The 23,762-nt window shown below is 70.7% G+C and carries 14 protein-coding genes and 1 pseudogene; 6 read left to right on the forward strand and 9 right to left on the reverse strand.

Annotation, left to right across the window (positions count from 1 at the left end):
* Positions 1-838, forward strand: an 838-nt coding sequence (locus tag ACFHWU_RS13335; protein WP_416555207.1) for a glycosyltransferase family 4 protein, incomplete at its 5' end; no start/stop codon positions are given.
* Positions 835-2,781: a 1,4-alpha-glucan branching protein GlgB gene (gene glgB / locus ACFHWU_RS13340; protein WP_416555205.1), complete on the forward strand. Its 1,947-nt coding sequence runs from the start codon at positions 835-837 to the stop codon at positions 2,779-2,781. The genes ACFHWU_RS13335 and glgB, both read left to right, overlap by 4 nt.
* A gap of 58 nt (positions 2,782-2,839) precedes the next feature.
* Here the strand turns inward: glgB and ACFHWU_RS13345 are convergent, their stop codons facing one another.
* The 5 genes from ACFHWU_RS13345 to ACFHWU_RS13365 all read right to left on the reverse strand — a co-directional run bounded on the left by ACFHWU_RS13345 (position 2,840) and on the right by ACFHWU_RS13365 (position 10,724).
* Positions 2,840-4,123: a citrate synthase gene (locus ACFHWU_RS13345; RefSeq protein ID WP_416555203.1), complete on the reverse strand. Its 1,284-nt coding sequence runs from the start codon at positions 4,121-4,123 to the stop codon at positions 2,840-2,842.
* Positions 4,124-4,286: 163 nt separating this feature from the next.
* A complete protein-coding gene (locus ACFHWU_RS13350; protein WP_416590679.1) occupies positions 4,287-6,449 on the reverse strand; it encodes a sulfatase-like hydrolase/transferase in 2,163 nt (720 codons plus the stop codon).
* Positions 6,442-7,884: a methyltransferase gene (locus ACFHWU_RS13355; RefSeq protein ID WP_416555199.1), complete on the reverse strand. Its 1,443-nt coding sequence runs from the start codon at positions 7,882-7,884 to the stop codon at positions 6,442-6,444. Before ACFHWU_RS13355 ends, ACFHWU_RS13350 begins: the two co-directional genes overlap by 8 nt.
* Positions 7,885-7,898: 14 nt before the next feature.
* The gene (locus tag ACFHWU_RS13360) at positions 7,899-8,057 is read right to left on the reverse strand and encodes a hypothetical protein (RefSeq protein ID WP_158632100.1); all 159 of its coding nucleotides are present in this window, start codon (positions 8,055-8,057) and stop codon (positions 7,899-7,901) included.
* Between the two features lie 357 nt (positions 8,058-8,414).
* Positions 8,415-10,724, reverse strand: coding sequence for a HelD family protein (locus ACFHWU_RS13365; protein ID WP_416555222.1), 2,310 nt, complete (start codon positions 10,722-10,724; stop codon positions 8,415-8,417).
* A gap of 405 nt (positions 10,725-11,129) precedes the next feature.
* Between ACFHWU_RS13365 and ACFHWU_RS13370 the strand changes: the two are divergent.
* Positions 11,130-11,528 (forward strand): annotated as a pseudogene (locus ACFHWU_RS13370) (OsmC family protein); the annotation flags it as partial.
* 110 nt (positions 11,529-11,638) lie between these two features.
* On the opposite strand, the gene ACFHWU_RS13375 reads toward ACFHWU_RS13370, so the two are convergent.
* From ACFHWU_RS13375 to ACFHWU_RS13390, 4 genes are all read right to left on the reverse strand, one after another.
* Complete coding sequence (locus ACFHWU_RS13375; protein ID WP_416590680.1) at positions 11,639-14,059, reverse strand: putative bifunctional diguanylate cyclase/phosphodiesterase; 2,421 nt, start codon at positions 14,057-14,059, stop codon at positions 11,639-11,641.
* Positions 14,060-14,471: 412 nt separating this feature from the next.
* Positions 14,472-15,509, reverse strand: a complete 1,038-nt coding sequence (locus tag ACFHWU_RS13380; protein ID WP_416555195.1) for a cobalamin B12-binding domain-containing protein — start codon at positions 15,507-15,509, stop codon at positions 14,472-14,474.
* Complete coding sequence (locus ACFHWU_RS13385; RefSeq protein ID WP_416555193.1) at positions 15,509-17,296, reverse strand: PP2C family protein-serine/threonine phosphatase; 1,788 nt, start codon at positions 17,294-17,296, stop codon at positions 15,509-15,511. Before ACFHWU_RS13385 ends, ACFHWU_RS13380 begins: the two co-directional genes overlap by 1 nt.
* Positions 17,297-17,481: 185 nt before the next feature.
* Positions 17,482-18,576 (reverse strand): glycosyltransferase family 4 protein, encoded by a 1,095-nt coding sequence (locus ACFHWU_RS13390; RefSeq protein WP_416555220.1) that lies wholly within the window; start codon positions 18,574-18,576, stop codon positions 17,482-17,484.
* A gap of 398 nt (positions 18,577-18,974) precedes the next feature.
* On the opposite strand from ACFHWU_RS13390, the gene ACFHWU_RS13395 reads away from it, so the two are divergent.
* The 3 genes from ACFHWU_RS13395 to ACFHWU_RS13405 are packed head-to-tail and all read left to right on the forward strand — an operon-like array spanning position 18,975 to position 23,746.
* The gene (locus tag ACFHWU_RS13395) at positions 18,975-21,710 is read left to right on the forward strand and encodes a LuxR C-terminal-related transcriptional regulator (protein WP_416590681.1); all 2,736 of its coding nucleotides are present in this window, start codon (positions 18,975-18,977) and stop codon (positions 21,708-21,710) included.
* 42 nt (positions 21,711-21,752) lie between these two features.
* Positions 21,753-22,433 carry a BON domain-containing protein gene (locus ACFHWU_RS13400; protein ID WP_282230629.1) on the forward strand — a complete coding sequence of 227 codons (681 nt, stop codon included), beginning with the start codon at positions 21,753-21,755 and terminating at the stop codon, positions 22,431-22,433.
* A gap of 29 nt (positions 22,434-22,462) precedes the next feature.
* Positions 22,463-23,746, forward strand: a complete 1,284-nt coding sequence (locus ACFHWU_RS13405; RefSeq protein WP_416555189.1) for a mechanosensitive ion channel family protein — start codon at positions 22,463-22,465, stop codon at positions 23,744-23,746.
* The last annotated feature ends 16 nt before the right edge of the window (positions 23,747-23,762 follow it).

The raw sequence follows: 23,762 nt of genomic DNA on the forward strand, positions 1-23,762 counted from the left end.
CATCGAACACTGGCTCGGCCACGAGTCGTGCCGGGTGATCACCTGCTCCGGCTACATGCGCGACGAGGTGCTGAGCCTGTTCGGGGTGCGCCCGGACCGGGTCGACGTGGTGGCCAACGGGGTGGACGCCCGCCGCTGGCAGGTGCCGACGGACGCGGTCACCGCCGCCCGGGCACGGTTCGCCAGCGACGGGCCGCTGGTGTCGTTCGTCGGCCGGCTGGTCTACGAGAAGGGCGTCCAGCACCTGATCGCCGCGCTGCCCCGGCTACGCCGCCAGCACCCGAACGTCCGGCTGGTGATCGCTGGCGACGGTCCGTACCGCGCCGAGCTGGAGGCCGACATCGACCGGCTCGGGCTACGCGACGCGGTCACGCTGCCCGGCTTCCTCGGCGGCACCGACCTGCCGGCATTGATGGCGGCGTCGGACTGCTTCGCGGTGCCCAGCGTCTACGAGCCGTTCGGCATGGTGGCGTTGGAGGCGGCGGCGGCCGGCGCGCCGGTGGCCGTGTCGGCCACCGGCGGACTCGCCGAGATCGTCGAACCCGGCGTGACCGGAATGACCTTCCGACCCAAGGATCCGGACGGACTGGCCGACGCGGTCGGTACCCTGCTGGCCGACACGACGCTGGCCCGGCGGGTGGCCCGGCAGGCCCGCCGGATGGTCCACGACCAGTACGGCTGGGCGGCGATCGCGCACCGCACCGCAGCGACCTACTCCGCCGCGATCGTCCAGTCCTCGGCGTTCGCCACCGAACGGGCGTCCGCCCGAATGGCGCACGGGAAGGCCACTATCGTCATCCCGGACGGGAACCTCCTCGCCGGCGCGGGGAGCAGATGACCGCTATCCGGGAGGCTGCCCTGACCGAGACGATCGGCGACATCGACCTGCACCTGTTCGCCGAAGGACGCCACGAACAACTGTGGCGGATGCTCGGTGCCCACCCGCTGCCCGGCGGTTGCCGGTTCGCGGTGTGGGCACCGAACGCCCGCCGGGTCCGGGTGATCGGCGACGGCCCCGGCTGGGGCCCGTACGAAGGCCAGGAGTTGGACCGGCTCGGATCCGGTGGTGTGTGGGCCGGCTTCGTGCCGGGCGTCGTCGCCGGGCAGCGGTACAAGTACCGTGTCCAGGGGGCCGACGGCTCCTGGGCGGACCGGGCCGACCCGATGGCGCAGGCCACCGAGGTGCCGCCCCGGACGGCCTCGGTGGTGTACCAGTCCGGGTATGTCTGGCAGGACGCGGACTGGTTGCGCAACCGGCGCGGTGACCAGCACGCCCGGCCGATGTCCGTCTACGAGGTGCACCTCGGCTCGTGGCGACCCGGGCTCAGCTACCGGGAGCTGGCCGACCAACTGGTCTCCTACGTGTCGGATCTGGGCTTCACCCACGTGGAGTTCATGCCGGTGATGGAGCATCCGTTCGGCGGCTCCTGGGGGTACCAGGTGACCGGCTACTACGCGCCGACCGCCCGGTTCGGCACTCCGGACGACTTCCGGCATCTGGTCGACCGACTACACGGCGCCAAGATCGGGGTGCTGCTGGACTGGGTCCCGGCGCACTTCCCCCGCGACGCCTGGGCCCTGGCCCGGTTCGACGGCACCGCGCTGTACGAACACCCGGATCCGCGCCGTGGCGAGCACCCCGACTGGGGCAGCCTGATCTTCGACTACGGCCGACGGGAGGTACGCAACTTCCTCGTCGCCAACGCCCTGTACTGGCTGGAGGAGTTCCACATCGACGGGCTACGGGTCGACGCGGTCGCCTCGATGCTCTACCTGGACTACTCGCGAGGGCCCGGTCAGTGGCTGCCCAACGACTCCGGCGGCAACGCCCACACCGAGGCGATCGAGTTGCTCAAGGAACTCAACGCGACCGCGTACCGGCTCAATCCGGGCGTCGTGATGATCGCTGAGGAGTCCACCTCCTGGCCGGGGGTCACCAAACCCACCGACTGGGGCGGGCTCGGCTTCGGGCTCAAGTGGAACATGGGCTGGATGCACGACACGCTGAGCTACCTGGCCCGCGACCCGGTGCACCGCAGCCACCACCACGACGAGATGACCTGGCCGACGGCGTACGCGCACACTGAGCAGTTCCTGCTGCCGATCAGCCACGACGAGGTGGTGCACGGCAAGGGCTCGCTGACCGCCAAGCTGCCCGGCGACCGGTGGCAGCGGCTGGCCGGACTGCGCGGGCTGCTGGCCTACATGTGGGCGTTCCCCGGCAAGCAGCTGCTGTTCATGGGCAGTGAACTCGCCGACGAGCAGGAATGGAGCGAACAGCGCGGGCTCGACTGGTCGCTGGCCGCCGACCCGGCGGTCGGCGGGGTACGCAACCTGCTCCGGGACCTGAACGCGGTCTACCGGCAGTGCCCGGCGTTGTGGGAGCTGGACGTGACACCGGACGGGTTCGGGTGGATCGACCACACCGACCGGGCGGCCAACGTCGTCTCGTTCCTCCGGCACGCCCGCGACGGTAGCGTCCTGGCCTGCGTGGTCAACTTTTCCGGGGCGCCCCGGCACGGATACCGGATCGGACTGCCGCAGCCCGGCCGCTGGCAGGAGACGATCAACACCGACGCCGAGTGGTACGGCGGGTCGAACGTCGGTAACCTCGGGGCCGTCACGGCGGACGGTGCGCCACTGCACGGTCAGCCGGCGTCCGCCGTCGTGCAGGTCGGGCCCTTCGCCGCGGTCTGGCTGCGCCCGGACCCGGTGAGGCGGACCGGCCACGCTGGTGGCCGACCGGAGCCCGACCACCCGTCCGACCCGCGCACCGACTGACCCGTCAGCCCACTTCGGCGGGGTCGCCTGCGGCCGCAGGCGACCCCGCCGAAGTGGTTCAGCGCTGGTCGACCGGGACGAACTGACGCTCCTGCGGACCGACGTAGAGCTGCCGGGGCCGGCCGATCTTGTTGGTCGGGTCGGCGATCATCTCCCGCCACTGCGCGATCCAACCGGGCAGTCGGCCCAGGGCGAACAGCACGGTGAACATTTTCGGCGGGAAGCCCATCGCCTTGTAGATCAGCCCGGTGTAGAAGTCCACGTTCGGGTAGAGCTTGCGGGAGACGAAGAAGTCGTCGGCGAGCGCGATCTCCTCCAGCTGCATTGCGATGTCCAGCAACGGGTCGGGCTTGTCCAGCCGGCCCAACACGTCCTGCGCCGCCTGCTTGACGATGGCCGCCCGCGGGTCGTAGTTCTTGTAGACCCGATGGCCGAAGCCCATCAGCTTGACCCCGGCCTCCTTGTTCTTCACCCGCCGGACGAAGTTCTGGACGTCGCCGCCGGAAGCGTGAATCTCCTGCAGCATCTCCAGCACCGCCTGGTTGGCACCGCCGTGCAGCGGCCCGAACAACGCGTTGACCCCGGCCGAGACCGAGGCGAACAGGTTGGCGTTGCTGGAGCCGACCAGCCGCACCGTCGACGTGGAGCAGTTCTGCTCGTGATCGGCGTGCAGCACGAACAGCATGTCCAGCACCTGCGCGACGACCGGGTCGGCCTGGTACTCGGTGGCCGGCACACCGAACGTCATCCGCAGGAAGTTCTCCACGTAGCCGAGCGCGTTGTCCGGGTAGAGCAGCGGCTGGCCGATCGACTTCTTGTACGCGTACGAGGCGATGGTCGGCACCTTGGCCATCAGCCGCACGGTGGAGATTTCGACGTGGTCGGTGTCGAACGGATCCAGGCTGTCCTGGTAGAAGGTCGACAGCGCGCTCACTGCGGAGGAGAGCACCGCCATCGGGTGCGCGTCCCGGGGAAAGCCGTCGAAGAACCGGCGCATCTCCTCGTGCAGCAGCGTGTGCAGCCGAATCCGCTCACTGAAAGCAGCCAATTCGTCACTGGTCGGCAGTTCGCCGTAGATGAGCAGGTAGCTGACCTCAAGGAAGGACGCCTTGCCGGCCAGTTGGTCGATGGGGTAGCCCCGATAGCGCAGGATCCCGGCATCGCCGTCGATGTAGGTGATCGCCGACGCGCAGGAGGCGGTGTTGACGTAGCCCGGGTCGAACGTGACGTGACCGGTCTCCTTCAGCAGCGCCCCGACCTCGATCCCGGGCGGACCTTCGATAGCCGGCTGCACCGGCATCGACAGTTGGCCACCGGGATGGTCCAGCTTCACATCCGTCATATGGTCCCTCACTTCGCCGGCAGATCTTCGTCGAGTGCCTCATTTCTTACCGTAATCCTGCGGTGGTGCGCTGCCGCAGCGAGCAGGTGAGGGTGAGGGATGCGTCACCCGATCCGGTGGCCGGTCGCCAACCAAACACCCCAGAAACGGATGAAAGCACTAGTCAGTCGGTACGCCGCCGCAGCTCGGTACCGTCACCGACCACCTCGAAGATTTCCACCCGGTTGTCACCGGGGCGCCACAACGACTCGTCGGTGATCAGTGCGGCGAATCGCCGCCCCTCGGCGTCCGGGGCCATCGCTGGCACCACGGTGGCGATCCGCCCGTTCACCGCCACCGCGAGCGGAGCACCGGTCGTCACCCGGTCGGGCAGTTCGCCGTACGCCAGCGCGGGCAGGTTACCGCTTGCCGGGTCGACGTCGGTGTAGCTGTCGGCGTTGCTGATGGTGGCGCGATCACCGTCGTCAGTGACCGGCAGCTCGGCGACCGCGCGACCGACCAGCTCCGGCACCAGCGGCGCGGGTAACGGCGGACCGGCCTGGCCGGTGGTCAGGGCGGTGAACGTCGCCGGGCCCGGCACCGTCACCGGCTGACCCGGAACGTCCCGGAACTGCTTGTCCGCCCGTTCCCGGGGTGGGCAGCTGCCACATCGGCCGTCGACCTCGAACGGCAGGTCAATGCCCGCGTGCGCCGCGATGGTCGGCAGCAGGTCGACATGCTCCCAGTTACGGTCGTCGACCCGACCGGCCTGCTGGCCCGGCTCCTTGACGAAGGTCGGCACCCACAGCACCTCGGCCGGCGCGGCCCGCACCGCACCCATGCCCCGCCCCTGCTCCCCGAGGGTGAAGCTCACCCCGTGGTCGGCGGTGACGACGAGCAGCGCGTCGTCGTAGCGGCCGCTGGACCGCAGCGCCGCCAGGGTCTGTCCGATCAGTCCGTCGGTGTAGCCGAGCTGGGCCAGGTGCCGCTGGCGGGCCAGCTCCACCCAGCCGGCACCTTCGTTAGGAAAGTCCTCGGGAGCCTCGTAGCGGACACCGGACGGCAGGTAGCTCCACGGCGCGTGCGGCATCAGCAGGTGGAGAAAATGCAGCGTTGGCCCCTCGTCCGGGGTTGCCAGCCCGTCGATGAACGTGGTGAACCGGGCTGGCTGGTTGTCGTCGAGTGCGTCGAAGCGGAACCTGGGGTCGGTCGGGGCGTCGCCACCGGCGAGGCCGGCGTCACGACGGGTCGGCTCGCGGAAACCCGCCGCCGGGTCGTCGTGACTTTCCACCGGCGACAGGATCTGGCCGAGCAGGGCGGCCGTTTCCTGGAACAGCACCGGCAGGGCCGCCGTGGCGGACTCCGTCTCGCAGCGACTCGGCGTGCAGAGCTCGGTGATGCTCTCCTGCGCCCGGATCTGGTAGGTGCCGCCGAGCGCGCTGAACAGGTTGTCCGGGTGCTGGGAGTAGTGGGGTGCCACCTCGCGTTCGGGATACCGGCCGGACAGCATCGCCGGCAACGCGTACGGGGTCCAGCCGCTGACCGCGGTGGCGTTGCGGTACCAGGTCGAGCCGGCGGCCAGCTCGGCGAAGTTGGGGTAGCGTTCGGCGTCGATCCGCCCGTCCGGGCCGAGCAGCGACAACAGCGGCAGCTCGTCGAGGATCAGCACCACCACCGGTGGATGCTCGCCGTCGCCGGTAGCCGTGCCGGGCCCGGCGCTGGTCCGCTCGCTGCCGAGCACCACCGCCGAGGCCGGCGAGGTGAACACGAACAGCATCACGAAGACCGCCGGTCCGACGGCGGCCAGCCGCAACAGCTGCCCCAGCCCACCCCAGCGCCGGTAGGCCCACGTGGCAGCGGCACCGGCCAGCAGCGCGGCGGCCAGCAGCGACACACCTCGGATCGGCAGCAGATGCTTGCCGACCTGTACCGCCAGGGCGACCAGCAGCAGCCCGACCGTCACCAGGTGGGCGGTTCGGCGGGCCGGCGGACCGGCCAGTCCGATCAATGCGCCGGGCAGCCAGCAGACCAGGGGCGGTACGACCACGTAGAACGCCACCAGCAGCAGGATCTCGGCCGTCCCGGCACCGTGGAAGAGGAAGAAGTCCGGGCTGCGCCCGACGACGTCCAGCAACGGCTGCGCAACGACCAGGCCGCACAGTGCAACGATCTCCAGCAGCCGACGCAGCTCCGTCGCCCCGCCGGTACGCCGGGCCGGGTCGGCTGCGGGCGGACCCGGGGCGGCCGACAGCCGATGGGAATCGGCGGACGAAGGACCGTGATCGGCGGACGGCGGACCGGCCGGGGCCGGTACCGCCGCAGCGGTACCGGGTTCCGCGTCAGCCACGCGGGACCCCGGCATACAACGTCCGGGTGCCGGACGGGAGTTCCTCCCGCCGGGTGATCTCGTACCGTTCGGCGAGCAGCCGCTCGAACTCCGCCCGGTGGTAGTCGGGGAAGAGCCCGGCGGGCTTGTTGGCGAGCAGTTGCCGGGCCATCGGATCGTCCGGGTGGACGAACTCGATGATCATCTGGCCGGTGCCGCCGCCGGCCGGGAGCAGGCCGGTCAGCCAGTCCAGAACCCGTGGCAGCGGCACGTTGCGACCGATCGCCAAGTGGTGGATGACCGCCAGAGCCAGCACCGTGTCCGCCTGGGCCCGGGCGGTGAACGACGTACGCTCGTCACCGGCCCAGCCACCGCCGGGCGACGGGTCGGCGAGGTCCATCAGGATCGGCAGGATCCGCCGTTGCCCGTCAGCGCGCAGCCGCCGGTACAGGTGGTCGACGACCGCCGGGTCGCTCTCCACGGCCACCACCTGCTCGGCGTGGGCGGCGGCGATCCGGGAGTACGTGCCGTCGTTGGCACCAAGGTCGAACACTGTCCCCGGGCGGTGTGCGGCGAGTTCGGCGTCGACGAAGGCGGTCTTCGCCGTCCGGTCAGCATCGGAGTACGTACAGGTCTGCTGGTAGTCGACCCAGTGGCTGCCCGGCGGAGCCCAGTCCAGGCGGTCCACCAGCTTGGCGACGGCCCGAACCGTGGCCCGGACGAGTTCGGTGGAGAAGCCGGCGTCGCGGATCTCCGCCCGTACCGATCCGGTACTGGCCGAGGCATGCCGGGACTGCATCGCGTCGTGCAGGTGGATGTGCTTGAAGACACCGGCCCGCCACCGCCGGGCACCGCGGAACAGCCGCCGCATCTGACCCGATTCGATGCCGTCGATGCGCGCCCGCAGCAACGGCTGGAAGTCCAGGCCCAGATGCGCCTGCAGCATCAACGGATAGAGCATGGTCTGGCAGAACTGCCGGTAGCCGGCCCATGGTTCACCGGCAGCGGCCGGCTGGAACGAGCCCACGTCGATGAAGACCGGGTCGACCCCACGCCACTGCAGGTTGTACGCCGAGCCGTCGGTCATGGTGACCCCGTCGGCGAGCGCCGCCTCCAGCACCTCCAGGTGCAGGCGGGCGGCGTCGCGCAGTTGGGCGAAGGACCACTCGTAGGGGTAGGACACGAACGGCACCCGCTCGTGTCGCAGCACCGTCGTCCACCGGTCGGCGACCACAGCGGGCAGGTCCCCCGGCTCGACGGTCTCGGTGGCGACGACCTTACCGGCGGCCATCAGCGGCGCCAGGAAGGCGCTGTCCCGAACCGCCGTCCAGTCGCTCGCGGCCTGGGGTCCCAGGCCGCGGAGCACCGCGCCGTCGGCGTAGAAAATCTGGTTGTCCGGGTCCCGGAACGAGCCGGGCTCGTCACGGGGGGTCGAGGTGGTCGGTTGGGAGATCATCGGTGCCGGGCCGCTCAGTCCTTCTTGGTGGGCTGCTTACGGAACCGGCTGACCAGCCGGCGCCAGTAGAGCTTGGTCGCGACGACCATGCCAGCGGCGCCAGCCACCACCGCTTGGACGATCAGGCTGCCAGATCCGGCATCCAGGTAGGCCAGGTTCTCCACGCCGGCCACCTCCCAACTGTGTCGAGTTCGTGCGGTACGTCCGTCAACTGCGGCCCGGGAGGGCCGACGCCACCGAGGGTTGTCCGGCCCGCCATCTTACGGACAGCTGCCGTACACCACCCTACGCGGCTGGCCCTCTGGACACTGCCAGCCCCACCGGCACCGCCGTATCCCGACGATCGGAAACGGACCCGAGCTTGCACGGTTTTAGCAGCGTTTGTCACCTTTTCCGCCAGCGGTGCACCCGGTTCGTCCACAGCTGGTGGACGAGCCGGGTGCACCGACCGGTCAAATAACGGTTCGGCAACGGCACGAGGGCTCCCCCGCTGCGCCGCACGGAGCCGGACCGCCACTCCACCCGACCTGCTAGCCGACCCGCCGACCAGCGTCGTCGGAGCCGGCCGAGCCGAGAATCGACGGGAGGTCCCCGGGGTACAGCACCGCCAGCCGCGCGGTGGCCCGGGTCAGCGCCACGTACAGATCGTTCCGGCCCCGTGGCGAGTCCGCGAGGATCGCGGCGGGGTCCACCACCACGACCGAGTCGAACTCCAACCCCTTGACCTGCGCGACCGTCAGCACCACCACCGGCGACTCGAGATCGGGCTGCTCGCCTGACGCGACCCGGTCGACCGCCGACCGTACCGGCGCCACCAACCCGTCGTACCGGTCAACCGGAACGATCACCCCGAGCCGGCCGTCGCCGACCGCGGACAGTTCCGCCCGGATCAGCTCGACCAGCCGGTCGACGAGCTGGTCGGCCCGGGGTACCCGCTCCCACCGAACCGGCACGCCCGACTCACGGACCGCCCGGGGTACCGAGGCGGCGGGATCGATGGCGCCGAGCACCTGACCAGCCACCGCCAGGATCTCGGCCGGAGTGCGGTAGCTCACCGTCAGCTCGGCCAGCCTCCAGCGGTCCGCCACATACGGCCGCAGCAGTTGCGCCCAGGAGGCCGCGCCGGCCAACGCCCCGGTCTGTGCCACATCCCCGACGATCGTCATCGACCGGTTCGGGCAGCGGCGCATCAGCAGGCGCCACGCCATCGCGGACAGTTCCTGGGCCTCGTCGACGACGATGTGACCGAAGGTCCAGGTACGGTCCGCCGCCGCCCGTTCGGCAGCCGTCCGATGGTCACCGGCCACCTGCCGGGTCGCCAGCGCCTCGGCGTCGAGCAGGTCGGTCGCGCCGAGAATCTCCGGCTCCGCCTCGTCCTCCACGTCGATGGACTCCGACCCGCGCAGCACGTCCAAGGCTCCCTCGGCGTACTCGAGCCGCTGGCGACGCTGAGCCTCGGCGAGTGCCTGCTGCGCGCTGTCGTCGACACCGAGCAACTCGGCCGCCTCGTCGAGCAACGGTACGTCCGCCGAGGACCAGCCACCGCCCGGGGCACGGCGCAGCGCATCGCGTTCGGCGGGATCGAGGTCAGGGGCGGCGGCCGTAAGCCGCTCGGGCGAGGCGAAGAGTTCGGTGAGCAGCCGCTGCGGCGTCAGCACCGGCCAGAACCGGTCCAGGACCGACCGCAGCGCCGCATCGGCGCGCAGCTCCCGTCGGATCTCCGCGAGGTCGGCCTCGGCCAGCACCTGTGGGTCACCGGGAGCGTCGTCCCCACCGAGCGGATCGTCCGCGTACGGATCAATGCCGATTTCGTCGGCGATCTGATCGGCCAACGCGTGCACGATCTCAGTGTCGAACAATGGGCGGGCCAGGTTGTGCAGCCGTCCCGACCGGCGGGTACGTTCGCGGGCCTCGGCGCAGATCTGCGCGGTGATCCGCAGCTGGTGGCCGTCCACCTCGACCAGCACCGGCTCGTCCGGCACCTCCTGCCGGTCCCGGATCGCGGCTGCCACCACCTCGGCCATCGCCACCCGGCCCTTGATCTCCGCGACCCGGTCCGGTTCGGTCCGGGTCGCGCGCACCCCGGGATACAGCTCACCGGGGGTGCGCAGCAGCACCCCGGTCTCAGCCAATGACGGCAGCACCTGAGCGATGTACCGCAGGAAGGTCGCGTTCGGCCCGACCACCAGCACGCCGCGGCTGGACAGCTCCCGGCGGTGGGTATAGAGAAGGTAGGCGGCACGGTGCAACGCGACGGCGGTCTTACCGGTGCCCGGGCCGCCCTGGACCACCAGCGCCCCGTCCACCGGTGCCCGGATGATCTCATCCTGTTCAGCCTGGATGGTCTGGACGATGTCCTTCATCCGTCCGGTACGACCGGCGGTGATCGCGGCGAACAGCGCCGCCTCACCGGTCAGCGTGCTCGTCCGATGGTCCCGGGCGAGTTCCAGATCGAGCAGCTCGTCGTCGATCGCGATGACGGTCCGCAGCCGGCTACGGATGTGCCGGCGACGGCGGACGCCGTCCGGCGCCGCAGCGGTCGCCAGGTAGAAGGGACGGGCGGCCGGGGCCCGCCAGTCGATCAGCAGCGGCTCGTAGTCGCCCTGTTCGTCGAAGAGTCCGATCCGGCCGATGTAGCGGTGTCCCTCGTCGGTCAGATCGAGCCGACCGAAGCACAGTCCGTTCTCCACCGCGCTGTACTGCGCTATCCGTTCGGTGTGTAGCGCCACCGTGGCCTCGCGCTCGGAGCGCGCCTGCGGCGTGCCACCGGTCTGCCGCAGCGCGGCCACGAGCCGCTGCTGCGCCATCCCCCGCAGGGCGTCCAGTTGTTCGTGCAGCATGGTGACGTACTGCTGCTCCGCGGCGAGGTCGGCGGCCCGGTCCAGGCCCTCGGGCCGGTCGGTGTCCGTGACGGTCTGGTCCACACCGTTGATGTTGTCACGCCCAGCTGCCTGCACCGCACTTGACAAGTGTGCCCCCTTGCTGTTGACTGTCAGAGTCAGACGCCGCAAAGGCGTCTTCTTTCTTGTGGTGATCCGTCGACGAAAACCTCGGTGACGAGAACATCTCCGTTGACGAAACGTCAACGATAGCCGCTGGTGGTCGCCACCACCTTCCTCGCTTGCCCGGCCCCGCCTCGCCACCGGTCCGATCTCGGTGTCGCCGACCGACCAGCCAGGTCACCCCGCGTTTCGCCGGGTCGCCCACGGGTACGCAGCCGCCGGGCAGGACGCGGAGGAGGCGTGATGGGTGCTTCGGAACCCTGGGTCCACCAGGCTTCGGCAACCGCCGAAGCGGGTCGGGTCCGTACCGACGACGGTGAGTTCTCCAGCCGGCTCGCCTCCCCGTTGGCTCCGCACGGCGGCGGTCTCACCCCGGAGCAGTTGCTGGCCGCGGCGTTCGCGTCCTGCCTGCACCACGCGGCGGTCGAGGCGGCCTCCGAGATCACCGACGAGTCGCACACCGTCGAGGTGCACGCCGAAACCAGGCTACGACGCGACCCCGACGGCCGGTACCGCGCCGACGTGCGGGCCAGTGTCGCCTCCTGCGGGCTGACCGTCGAGCAGCTCTCCGCGTTGGCCCGTCGGGCCGACCTGCTCTGGCCGTTCTCCGGACAGGACAATGCACGGCACACCGTCGACGTCGTCGCCGCCAGAGCGGACGACGACCGCACCGCGACGGAGCACCGCCATCCGGTCGGTAGCGACGGTGCCCCGGTCCGGATGCCGCCGCGATGACCCGGTCTGGCCCGCTGTCACCCTGATCCGGCCCGACGCAGCCGCGGCATCCGGACGATGTTCGCCCCCGGATGCAAGCTCGGGGCGAACGCGCCGACGACCCCGTCGCGGCCGCGACGCAGCATCGAGACCAACTCGTCAACGTCGGCGGCGGCCGGACCGAACAAACTGCCCTGACCGGCGGCGCAGCCCAGCTCCCACAGCGTTCGTCGCTGCCCGGTGGTGGACACGCCGCTGGCGACCACGGTGTGTGCGAGGTCGCGCCCCAGGCCGACCAGCGACCGCAGCGCCGCCGGCGAGTTCTCCGGCACCGCGAGCAGCCGATGGTCGACCTTCACCAGGTGCACCGGAATGCGTAGCAGCGCGGACAGCGGCGCGTCGGAGGTGCCGAATCCGGCGAACGCGATCCGCACCCCGTCGTCGTGCAGCTGGTGCAGGGCGCTCAGCGCCATGTCCGGGCAGCTGATCCCGGTCGTCTCGGTGAGTTCGACGATCAACTGGTCGGCTGGCACGCGGTGCATGTCCAGCCGGTTTCGCACGTCGGCGGGGAATCCGGGATCCAGCAGGCTCCGCGCGGAAATGCCGATGGACACGGGAAGCACGAAGCCGGCGTCCCGCAGCAGCCGGGTGGCGGCGAGCGTCCGGTCAAACATCCCCCGGGTGAACTCGGCGAGCCAGCCGGAGCGCTCGACCAGCGCAAGCATCCCGGCCGCCGGCTGGTCACCGAGGTCGGTGTTGCCCCATCGCACCACCGCCTCGGCGGCGACCGCCGATCCGCTGCCGAGATCGACGATCGGGTCGAAGCCGACCGCGTAGCGGTGACTGGCTAGCGCCGCGGGAAGCTCACCGCGCAGGGCCAGCCGGTCCGGGTCAGCGGTGTCCCGGCTACGGTCGTACCTGGCCAGCCCGCGGCCGCTCTCCTTGGCCTGGTACATCGCCACGTCCGCCCGCCGCAGCAGCTCCTCGGTGCTGGCGTTGCCGTTCGCCGTGGCCAGTCCGGCACTGGCCCGCAGGCTAATCCGGATCCCGTCGAGGTCCATCGGGTCACGCAGCACCTGCAGGATCCGCGCCGCCTGGTGCTCGGCGCGGGCCGGTGCCGCGTGTCCGGTGAGCACAATGGCGAACTCGTCGCCACCCAGTCGGGCGACGAGGTCACCGGCGGCGGCCCGGTCCAGTCGCCGGGCGACCTCCACCAGAACCTGGTCACCGGCGGAGTGCCCGAGCGTGTCGTTGACCTCTTTGAAGTGATCGAGATCGATCAAAACCAGGGCGGTACGCGGCAGGCTGCGCCGGTCGGCCAACGCTGCGGTGAGGCGTTCCCGCAGGTATCGACGGTTTGCCAGCCCGGTCAGCGGATCGTGGGTGGCGTCGTGCTCGTGCCGGGATGCAAGGTCGATCACCTGCGCGTAGGCGGTGGCGTTGCGGATCGCGGTGGTCAGCGCCGCACCGAAGGTACGCAACGTGTAACGCTCGCGGTCGGACAGACCCGCGCCGGCGAGGGCGAGCCGCAGCGCACCGGCGGCCTGCTCGGCGTCACCGGTGGCGCCGAGCGGTACCGTCACTAGGTCGCCGTCGACACCGGGCCCTGCCTGATCCACCGGACCGTCGTACCGTAGGCCGTGCTCATCGCCCTGCACCAGGCGTCGCTGCGGGCCGTGCTGGAACTCAATCTCGACGATTCGGGCCGAGAAGAGCCGCGCGGCTCCGGACGACGCGGTGCGCAGTACCGCATCGAGGTCCACGTTGTTGAGGGCGTCGGTGGTCTCGGCCAGCTGCCGCCAGGCCGACCGTTCCTCGGCCAAATGCAGGCGCCGTCGAAAGTTGGAGTGCAGCAGCAGGACCGCCAACGGGGTGGCCACCAGAAGGCGTGCGTCGACTGCCACCACGACCACCGTGGCCAGGGCGAGCAGCAACGTGGCGACCTTCACACCGGCCCGCATCCGAGCACCCCGGCGCACGACCCGCTGCCAGGACGTCCGATCCGCCAGCGCGACCACCGGCACCGGCAACGTCTCGTCGACCGCCGCGTAGGCCAGCGCCGCCACGCAGAGCGACACGACGGTGACGGTCCAGGACCGGGTCAGGTGGCTGGTGCCGCCCAGCACCGGCGCGAGACCGGCCCACGTCGCTGCCGCCGCCGCAGCCAGCGCGCCGATCGATTCCTTGGCCGTGGCAAACGCCACCTTGACCGGCGCCGACCGGGCGACGGAACGCCCGACGGCCACGCCTACGGCCGTGCACACGACGACCCAGTGCACCGGCAGCACCGCGACCGACACCAGCACCGCAGCACTGGTCGGCGAGATGCCCTGCGGGGTTCTGATCCGGATCGGCACGGTGCAGCCGCTCGCCACGGCGACGAGGCTGGTGAGCACCAGGGGGTAGTGGAGGGCGGGGAGGCTGAGCGGTGCGCCGATCCCGGACACCGCCCATGCCATCGCCACCAGGCCACAGCAGACAATGAGCCCGACGAGCGGCGTCAGTCGCCGATTCACCCCGTCGCCACGCACCGTCGTCGTCGCCTCACTTCTCGTCTGGACAGTTTCATCCACATGAGCCTCGCGTTAGCGTCTCATAACTCACCGTCCATCGAACAGGTCCGGGATCACAGCCAATCGTTGTCACGCATGTCGCCACCTCCTCAATCCCTGGGATACACCCGAAGGATAGGGAAGATAAGTTGCGCTTGGTATAGCTAAATGTCTTTTGCGCCAGTACGCGATTATTATTGCGTTAATTACTTTGCGCCCGTTTTTGGGAACAGTCGGTGAACATGCTCGCGACTAGTGCCACACAAGGGACAGATCGATCAACCGCCAGCCATCGAATCCGTCGGCCCCGCCCGTGAAATCACCTTCGATCACAGGAGTCAAGGGCTCGCCGGCCGTCGAGCAGAAACCGACAGGCCCGAGAAGAGTCACTCAATGTGCTTGCAAATGCACTCAGAGTACGTTGCATGCCCGTCATCGGGACGCCGCGGGACCCGAGTACCTCCGTCGTCCAGTCGACGGCCTCGACGAACAACGTGGAGTCGTCCACGTAGACCGCAGCGGAAAGGAAGTCCACCAGGTGACCGAGATCGGCGACCGTCGCGTCCCACTGCCTGGTGGTGTAGCCGGCCGTCGACGGTTCCCGGTGCCGCAGATCATCCAGCGCGACGTCGATAATCTCCGCACGCCGGCTTACCAGCGCGGCGTACTCCTCGCCGCCGAGCCGGCTGGTCGCCCCGACCGTCCGGACCAGGTCACCGTCGGTGTCGGCGAGCAGGTCCGCCGCGGCCCGAGCGTCCGGAGCCCACGCCACCCCCATTGCCCGGGCCCACCGGCCGTCGGGTCCGAAGCCCCGGCCGCCGACCAGGACCGGCACGTCGGCCCGCTGGCAGGCCTGAATGGTGCGATGCGCCTGCGGCAGACGCATCGGCAATGCGCAGGCCAGTGCCACCGCCACCGGGTCGTGCCGGTGCAAATAGGTCATCAGGTGCACGGCCGGCACACTTGCGCCCAGAAAGGTGACCTGCCAGCCACGCAGCCGCAGGACCTCGGCGACCAGTCGGGGAGGCAGCGCGTGCCACTCCCCGTCCAGGCAAGCCACGATCACCCTGCCACGGTGTGGCCGGGGTGCGGCCCGGGTAGTGACCGCAGCGACCATCAACTCACTGATGTGCGTCGCCGCGTGTTCCTGGGCCACCGACCACTCGTTGCGCTGCCACCATCGGCCGACCTGGACCTGGGCCGGCGCGATCAGATCCAGCAGTACCGACTCGGCCGGGACCCCGGCCTCCAGTAACTCGTCAGCCAACGCCAGCGCCGCGACCTCGTCTGCGGCCGCCAGGCAGGCCAGCAGGGCCGGGTACGCGCCACCTACCTCGACCGCTGACGGGGCGACCACTACCGTCGGTTCTCCGGCCCTGGGCCGGGCCCGGCGGGCAGACGCCGGTCCCGCTGCCGCTGGCCGGCCGGCTCAGCACGAATCGCGAGCACGGCGATGTCGTCGTGCTCGCGGCCGGCCAGCCAGTCCCCCGCCAACTGCTCCACCCGTTCGGCGAGTGCCGGCGCCGGCATCTGATGACACCCCTGCAGCGCCTGGGTGAGCCGGTCCAGACCGTACTGCTCGATGCCGTACCGCCCGCCACGGGCCTCGGTGACCCCGTCGCTGTAGAGCAGGCACGTCTCACCGGGCGCGAGGTCGACGGTCAACTGACCGATCCGCGGTTGCGGGACCACGCCGATCAGCATGCCGCTGAGCGGCACCGTCTGCACCGTCGCGTCGCCGCGCAGCAGCAACGGCGGAAGGTGACCACCACCGGCCAGGGTGAGCGTCAGACCACCCTCGCGGCCCGGACGGGCCGACCCGAGCACCATCGTCGCGAACCGGCCCTGCCCCTGGGCCTGAGTCGTCTCCAGGACCGACTCGTTGAGCAGCCGGAGCAGTCGTCTCGGATCGGTCTCGACACTACGCAGCGCCTGCAGCGCCTGGCGTACCTGACCGGTGAACACCGCCGCTTCAACGCCCTTACCGGAGACATCACCGAAAAAGAACAGTACCTCGCGGTCGGGCAGGTCGAATGCGCCGTAGAAGTCGCCGCCGATACGCAGCGACGACGGGGCCGGCCGGTACGCGGTGCCCCACTGCACACCCGGCACCGGTCGGGGCACCGCCGGCAACAGGCTAGCCTGCAGGGTCTCCGCGATTTCCGCCTGGTGGCGGTACAGCACCGCGGCGTCGAGCGCCGAGCCGGCGCGGGCGGCAAACCCCCGCAACAGGTGTAGATCGGCGTCGTCGTACCCGACCGGACCGGGTCGGGCGACCAGCAGCACACCAGTCGGATGCGTGCTGCCTGGCAGAGCGGCGACCCGTACGGCGAAGTCCCGGCCTGGCGGCGGGAACAGCCAACCCAGGTCGACGAGTTGCTCGGCAAGCCAGTCCAGGGACGTCGCCTCGACGCCACGCAACGCCTCGGTGAACGCCGGCGGCAACTCGTCCACCGCGATCGTGCCACCGTCGACCGGTGGCTTCCCACCGGCGCCCGGGTCGCTGGCCCGCCACCAGTGGGCGCGACCACGGCGGGGTGCGACCACCAGCACCGCGAACTGTCCCAACGTCGGCACCGCGAGCCGCACGGCGGCCCGAGCCGCCCGGTCCTCATGCAGTGGGTTGCCGAGTTGCTGGCTGGCGTTGGCCAGGAACATCCAACGGGCCCGCTCGGCGAGCAGGGCGTCGGCGCGCGCGGTGGGCTCGGTCGTATCGTCGACGTACCAGGCAATCCGGTCGTGCGTCAGGGGAACCCGGCGCAACCGCAGCCGATGCCCATGGTGGGTCAGCTCCGCGGCAGCGAAGCTGTTGAAGGTAACGAGGTCCAGCCCGGCGATGCCGCTGGCGGCGGCCACCTGCCCGAGAACCAGTTCCGGCAGCAGCCGTCGGGCGGTGGCGTCCAGCTGCCGGACCACCCCGGCACCGTCGCAGATCAGCAGCCCTTCGCGGAAGTTGTCGACGGTAGTCTGCCCGGCCGGTCCGTTGGGAGCTGCGGTGGGCGGTGTGGTCGGCTCCCCGTGCCGCGGTCGGGGATCAGCCGTGGCACCGAACGGGACAGCTCCGGAAGCCGCCGTCGCCGTCGGCTCGGGTGTGCAGACCCGCCCGTCGCCCGGTTCCCAGTCCGCAACTTCGGCGGTGCTCACCAGCCAGGCCTCACTCCCTTGTCCCAGTCGACGGGCCCGGACAGGCGCACCGGGACCGTTGCTCGTGCTCCACCCTACGCGGCTGGTCACGAACTGCCACCTGGGCGGTCGCGCAGTCGCAGGCAGTGGACCGCCCGCCGTCGGGGTTGGTGCGGGCAGCTACCCAGCCGCCCGCACCCGCCAGATCAGCAGTCGACCGCCAGCGGCAGCAGGTCGTGCTCCAGTCGCTGCGCCGGCTCCGGTTCGCCGTCAGTCGGCACCGCGAGCGACATCGCGTACTTCCACCGGTGGTAGATCCGCTCGTACCGGGACGCCATCAGGTCCGGCGAGAACGACAACCGTACGTGCTCAGCGCACACCTGCGGGTCCAGTTGCCCAACCCGCTCGATGGCCTCCGGCAGCTCGGCCGGGTCGGTGCAGACCATCCCCGTCTCGCCGTGGCGCACCACCTCCGGCACCGCACCGCGGTTCAGGGCGACGACCGGGGTGCCGCAGGCCATCGCCTCCAGCATCACCATCCCGAACGGTTCCTCCCAGCGGATCGGCATGAGCAGACACCGGGCCTCGGCGAGCAGTTGCCAGCACCGCTGCCGGTCGGGGTTGACCAGCAGCTCGACGTCGGGGCCGAGCATCGGCTGGACGACGTCCTCGAGATAGCGTCGCTCGGACGGCTCGGTCGCCTTGCCGGCAAGAACAAGCGGCACACCGGCTGTACGGCAGGCCTCGATCGCCAGGTCCGGGCCTTTGTCCGCCGCGAACCGCCCGAGCCACAACACCGGGCCGTCGGCCGGCACCGGTTTGGGCCGAACGTCGGCGGCCAGCCCGTTATGCACGGTCGCCGCCCACGGCAGGCCGCTGCCCACTCGGCGCTGCGCGTACGAGATCGCCACCAACGCGACGGCCCGGTCGATACCGCGCAGATACTCGCCCAGCTCGCCGTCCGGCGAGTTGTGCACGGTGACCACCGTCGGTACCCGCCGACGGGCGGCGGCGAGCGGACCGACGGTGGTGTGGTCGTGCACCACGTCGAAGGTGTCGTCCTCGATGAGCCGGTCCACCCGGGCCAGGTGCACGAGTTCCGGCAGTGAGTGACCGAGCCGGTCGGCCTGCAACTCGCGGACGGTACTGACGAAGTTCGCGGCGGTCCCGGTCCGACTGCCGGCTCCGAACAGCGTCACCTCGTTGCCCCGGGCGACCAACGCGTCGACCAGAGCGGCGCAGACCTGTTCGACGCCGCCATAGCCGGGCGGAGGTAGCTCGTAGTAGGGCGGCACGATCATGGCAATCCGCAGCGGCTTGTGCTGCTCGGTGTGCGTGGACGGAACGTCGTTCACGGCGCACCCCCTGCGCTGAGCCGACACTACGGCCGGATGTGCACCGGGTACCCGGTAGGGAGGGACAAAAACTGATATGTCAGCGCGGAGCGGGCCTGCCGGCCGGAGTCCGCCAACGGGGAAAGTCCCCATCGACAAAATCGGACAACCGAGCACCTTTCTCCCCCGGTCCGTGGCCCGATGCCGGTGCCGACCCGGATGAGCCAAGGTCACTCGACCGGGATGGTCCGCTGCGACGATGGCGCGTTAGAACCGGACAGGTTGGGGAACGCCACCCGCGAAACACAGTCAGGGCCGGCGGGGCGCACAGGCAAGCTCCGCCGGCACAGCGACGGGAGTGGCGGATGCGCACAGCCGGACAGGAAACCGTAGCGGGACAGCATCGCGCGCTCCGGCTGACCGCTCCGACGAACCTCGATTCGGCGCCACTGCTCGGGTCGAAGACCGCCCCGCCGGATCCACCGGCTGGTCTGCTGGATCGGCCACGACTGACCGCCCGGTTGGAGGTCGGTACGCGTGGCCCGTTGACGCTGCTGGTCGCACCGGCCGGGTGGGGCAAGACCGCGCTGCTGGCCGGCTGGTTCGTCGGTCGACGGGCCAGGGGCAGTGCGATCTGGCTGACCCTGGAGTCCACCGACCGCGGCGACCGGTTCTGGTCGTACCTACACGCGGCGCTCGCCGCCGAGACGGCCCGCCGGGACCCGGACCGGCCCGCACCGCCCGCTCCCGGCCGTGCCGATCCCGAACTCTTCCTGCCCCGGTTCGCGTCGGTGATCTCCGCTCAGCCGGAGCCGGTCCTACTGGTGCTGGACGACGCGCACACCGTCACGGATCCCGAGGTGGTCCGGGGAATCGAATTCCTGCTGCGGCACTGCCGTGGGCGACTGCGTCTGGTGGTGGCCGGCCGCACCGAACCTGCGCTCGCGCTGCACCGGTACCGGTTGACCGGTGAGCTGACCGAGATCCGAGCCGCCGAGCTTGCGCTGACCTTGACCGAGAGTGCCCGTCTAGTCGACGCGCAGGGTCTCGGCCCGGCCACCGAGCAGATCCGCGAACTGCACCACCGGGCCGAGGGGTGGCCGGCCGGGGTCCGGTTGGCCAGTCTGGTGTTGCAGGCCGGCGAAGGCCCCACGACGGTACGGGAGTACGTCGGCGCCGATCCCGATCCGGCCGCCGACTACCTGTCCGCCGAGGTGCTCGCCGGGCAGGCCGCGCTGACGCATCAGACGCTGGTCCGTACCTCGGTGCTGGACCGGGTCTGCGGGTCCCTGGCCGACGAACTGACCGGGCGTGACGACGGCGAGGAGCAGCTGGCCGCAGCCGCCCGCGACGCCGCCGGCTTCATCGTCGCCGCAGGCGGCGACCCGACCTGGTACCGCTGTCACCGGATGCTCAGCGACGTGCTGTACGCCGAGTTGAGCAGCCGGTTCCCTGACGAAATCCCGCGGCTGCACGAGCGGGCGTACCGGTGGCATCGCGCTCACGGCCGGCCGCTGGCGGCGGTCCGGCACGGGCTGGCCTGCGGTGACCTGTCCGGTGCCGGCCGACTGGTGGACGAGCACTGGCCAGAACTACTGCTCTGCGGTCACGAGGACGCCCGGCACACCCCGTTGCCCACCGGCCTGGACCCCGGCCATTCGGGCCTGGCGTTGGCTGCCGCCGTCGACCGGTTGGAGACCGCTGGCCGGCCGGCGGCCGGACCGCCGCCCGACATCTGCCCACAGGAACCGACCAGCATCGCCGCCCGGATCGTGGTCGCGATCGACGGGAGCCGGTACGACGAGGCGCTGAGCCACGCCGACGAGTTGCTGGCCACCACCGGTCTGGCCGCGACGACCGCAGGTGCACCGGCCGGGGACACGCAGACCCGGGGTGAGCGGGCAGACACGGTGGCGAAGGCGATGCTCGGAACGGTCCGGTTCGGTCGCGGCGACCTGGCAGGCGCCGAGGCGGTGCTGACCGGTCTGGTCACCGCCCCGGCGACCGACGGGTACGGCTGCCCGACCCGGTACGCCGCCGGTCAACTGGCGCTGCTGCATGCCCGGCGGGGTGAGCTGACGGCCGCCTACCACGCCGCCCAGCAGACCCTGGTCACCACGGCCTGCCCGGGACGTCGGTGTGCCGGCCACGCCGCAGCCGCCCATCTTGCGCTCGCCCTGGTCGCCCTGTACCGCGACGAACTGCCGGACGCGACCCGGCAGCTGGATCTGGCCGCAGCGCTGATCGTGCCCGGGACACCGGGAACGGTCACCGGGCTGCTCCCGGTGGTCCAGGCCGCGCTTCGACAGGCGGAGGGGGACTTCGCCGCGGTCGCTGATCTGCTGACGACGGCGCCGATGGACCGGGAGCCGCCCGACGGCCAGCACAGCCGGCTGCGCTGGCTGGCCCTAGCCGAGGCCCGGATGGCCTGTGGTGACCTCGACGGCGCCCGGGAACTGCTGCTGGCCGGGAGCCACGACGAGCGAGCACCGGCGGTGGCGATCGCACTGGCCCGGCTACATCTGCTCACCGACGAACCGGCCGATGCGCTGGCAGTGCTGCCCCAGTGGTCGGCGCCGGACGGCGGATCACCGGCGGACCCGCTGGTGACGCGGCCGGAACGCCAGCCGGTGACCCTGCTGGAACGGTTGACCGCCGGGCTGGTCGCGGCCGTCGCCACCCATCGGATGGGTGACCAACGTCGAGCCCGCGAGCTGCTCGAACAGGTGCTCGACCTGGCCGCGCCGGACAATCACCGGCTGGTGTTCAACCACGCCGGCTCCCCCGCGCGGGATCTGCTGGTCGAGCACCTCGACTCACCGACCCGGCACCGGAACCTTGTCAACGATCTCGTCGACGGTGCCGGTCGGCGACACGCCGATCGGCACCGTCCGGCACCGGCGCTGGCCGAACCGCTCACCGACCGGGAACTGACCGTACTGCGGTACCTGCAGGGGACGCTGTCCAACGGTGAGATCGCCGCCGAGCTGTTCCTGTCGGTGAACACGGTCAAGACCCACGTCCGCAACATCTACCAAAAGCTCGGTGCCCCCCGCCGCCGGGAGGCCGTACGCCGGGCACGTGAACTACGTCTGCTCTGAGTCCACCGGCAGCCCGGCACGACGACATTCGTTGGAGGAAAATTGACCGCCGCGACGGTGCGTACGGACGAGGAGATCCAGCGTGACGTCCTCGAGGAACTCAAATGGGACGCCCGGGTCCAGCCCAACGAGATCGGCGTGACCGTACTGGAGGGCGTGGTGACACTGCTGGGCTGGGTCGACAACTACGGCAAGAAGTGGGCGGCGGAGCGCACCACTCACCGGGTGCGTGGGGTGACCGCGGTCGCGAACGACATCGAGGTACGACTGCCCAGCTCAGCGGAGCGGACCGACGCCGATGTCGCTGGCGCCGCCACCCGGGCGCTGGAGTGGGACGCGTTCGTTCCGATCGAACGGCTCGAGGTTACCGTCGCTCACGGGTGGGTCACGCTCAAGGGCGAGGTCGAATGGGAGTTCCAGCGCCGAGCGGCGGAGCGTGCGGTACGCCGGCTCTCCGGGGTACGCGGGGTGACGAATCTGATCGCCGTCCGTCCCCGGATCAACCCTTCCGCACCGCAACTGCGACGCAGCATCGAGGACGCGCTGGTGCGCAGCGCCGCCACCGACGCCCGGCAGGTCACCGTCGACACCGACGGTGGCCGGGTCATCGTCAAGGGGGTGGTCCGCTCCTGGCTGGAGCGTGAGGAGGCGGAGCGGATTGCCTGGTCGGCGCCGGGAGTCACCGCCGTGGAGAACCGGATCACCGTGGAACCCGGTAGCTGACCGGGGCGGCGGACGGAGGTCACCGGGCCGTGTGGGACGAGCAGTTGGGTCGGGCAGTGGCGACGGTGGTCGTCGCGGTTGGTGGCTCGCTGGCCCTGGCGTGGCTATCCGGCAGAGTGGTCCGGCACGCGGCGCGCGGCCGGGTCGCACCGTTCCTCAACACCCTGCACCGGGAATGTTACCGGCCATGGAGCGCCGCGCTGCTGGTCACCGGATTGCTGCTCGCGGTGCCGTTCAGCGGGATCACCGGCGAGGTCCGTGACGAAGCACTGCACATCCTGCTGCTCGCGCTGATCTACGCCGGCGCCTGGCTGGTAATCCGGATCCTGTTCGTCTTCGAGGACACCGCGTTCCGCCGGCTGCCGGTGGACATGGCGGACAACCGACGGCGGCGACGCGCCCGTACCCAGATCGGTCTGCTCCGCCGGCTCACCGCAGTGATCATCAGTATCGTCGCGCTGGCGGCGACGCTGATGACGTTCTCCCAGCTCCGGGCGTTGGGCGCATCTCTGCTCGCCTCGGCCGGCGTGGCCGGGGTGGTGGCCGGCCTGGCGGCCCAGTCGGTGCTCGGCCACGTGTTCGCCGGGCTGCAGCTCGCCTTCAGCGACGAACTGCGCCTCGACGACGTCGTGGTGGTCGACGAGGAGTGGGGCCGGGTTGAGGAGATCCGGCTCACCTATGTCGTGGTACGGGTCTGGGACCACCGCCGGCTGATCCTGCCGACATCCTACTTCACCACCACCCCGTTTCAGAACTGGACCCGCAACGAGGCGCAGGTGCTGGGCAGCGTGATCCTGCACCTGGACTTCACCGCCGACATCGACGTGCTGCGGGCGGAGGCGCACCGCATCGTTGACGCCTCCGCTCTGTGGGACCGTCGGGAGTGGGTGATGCAGGTGGTTGACGCGACCGAGACGACCATCTGCATACGGCTGCTCGCCTCGGCCGCCGACGCGCCCAGCTCGTGGGACCTGCGGTGCGAGCTACGCGAGGGCCTCTTCACGTTCCTCCGCCGGCACCATCCCGACTGGCTGCCCAGGGCCCGCAGTGAGCTGGCTACTCCGGTCGAAGAGGAGGAAGTACTGCCGCCGGCCCGGCACGCAGCCACCGGCCCGTCGACCGGCCGGGCGGGCACGACCCGATTGGGACGACCCGGTGCCGGCCGGCCGGACCCGGGAAGCAGCCGTGGCACCGGACCGCGCGGCCGGGCGGCCCGCGCCGCCGGCACCCAACAATTTGGCAGTGCTGCGGCGAACCGCCGACAACGGACGATCGACTCGGCGGCGGCTGATGCACTGCGCCCCGGTGACTGAACGCACGGCTCGACAA

This window comes from Micromonospora sp. LOL_015 (assembly GCF_048060275.1).
In the GTDB taxonomy this organism is placed as follows: domain Bacteria; phylum Actinomycetota; class Actinomycetes; order Mycobacteriales; family Micromonosporaceae; genus Micromonospora_E.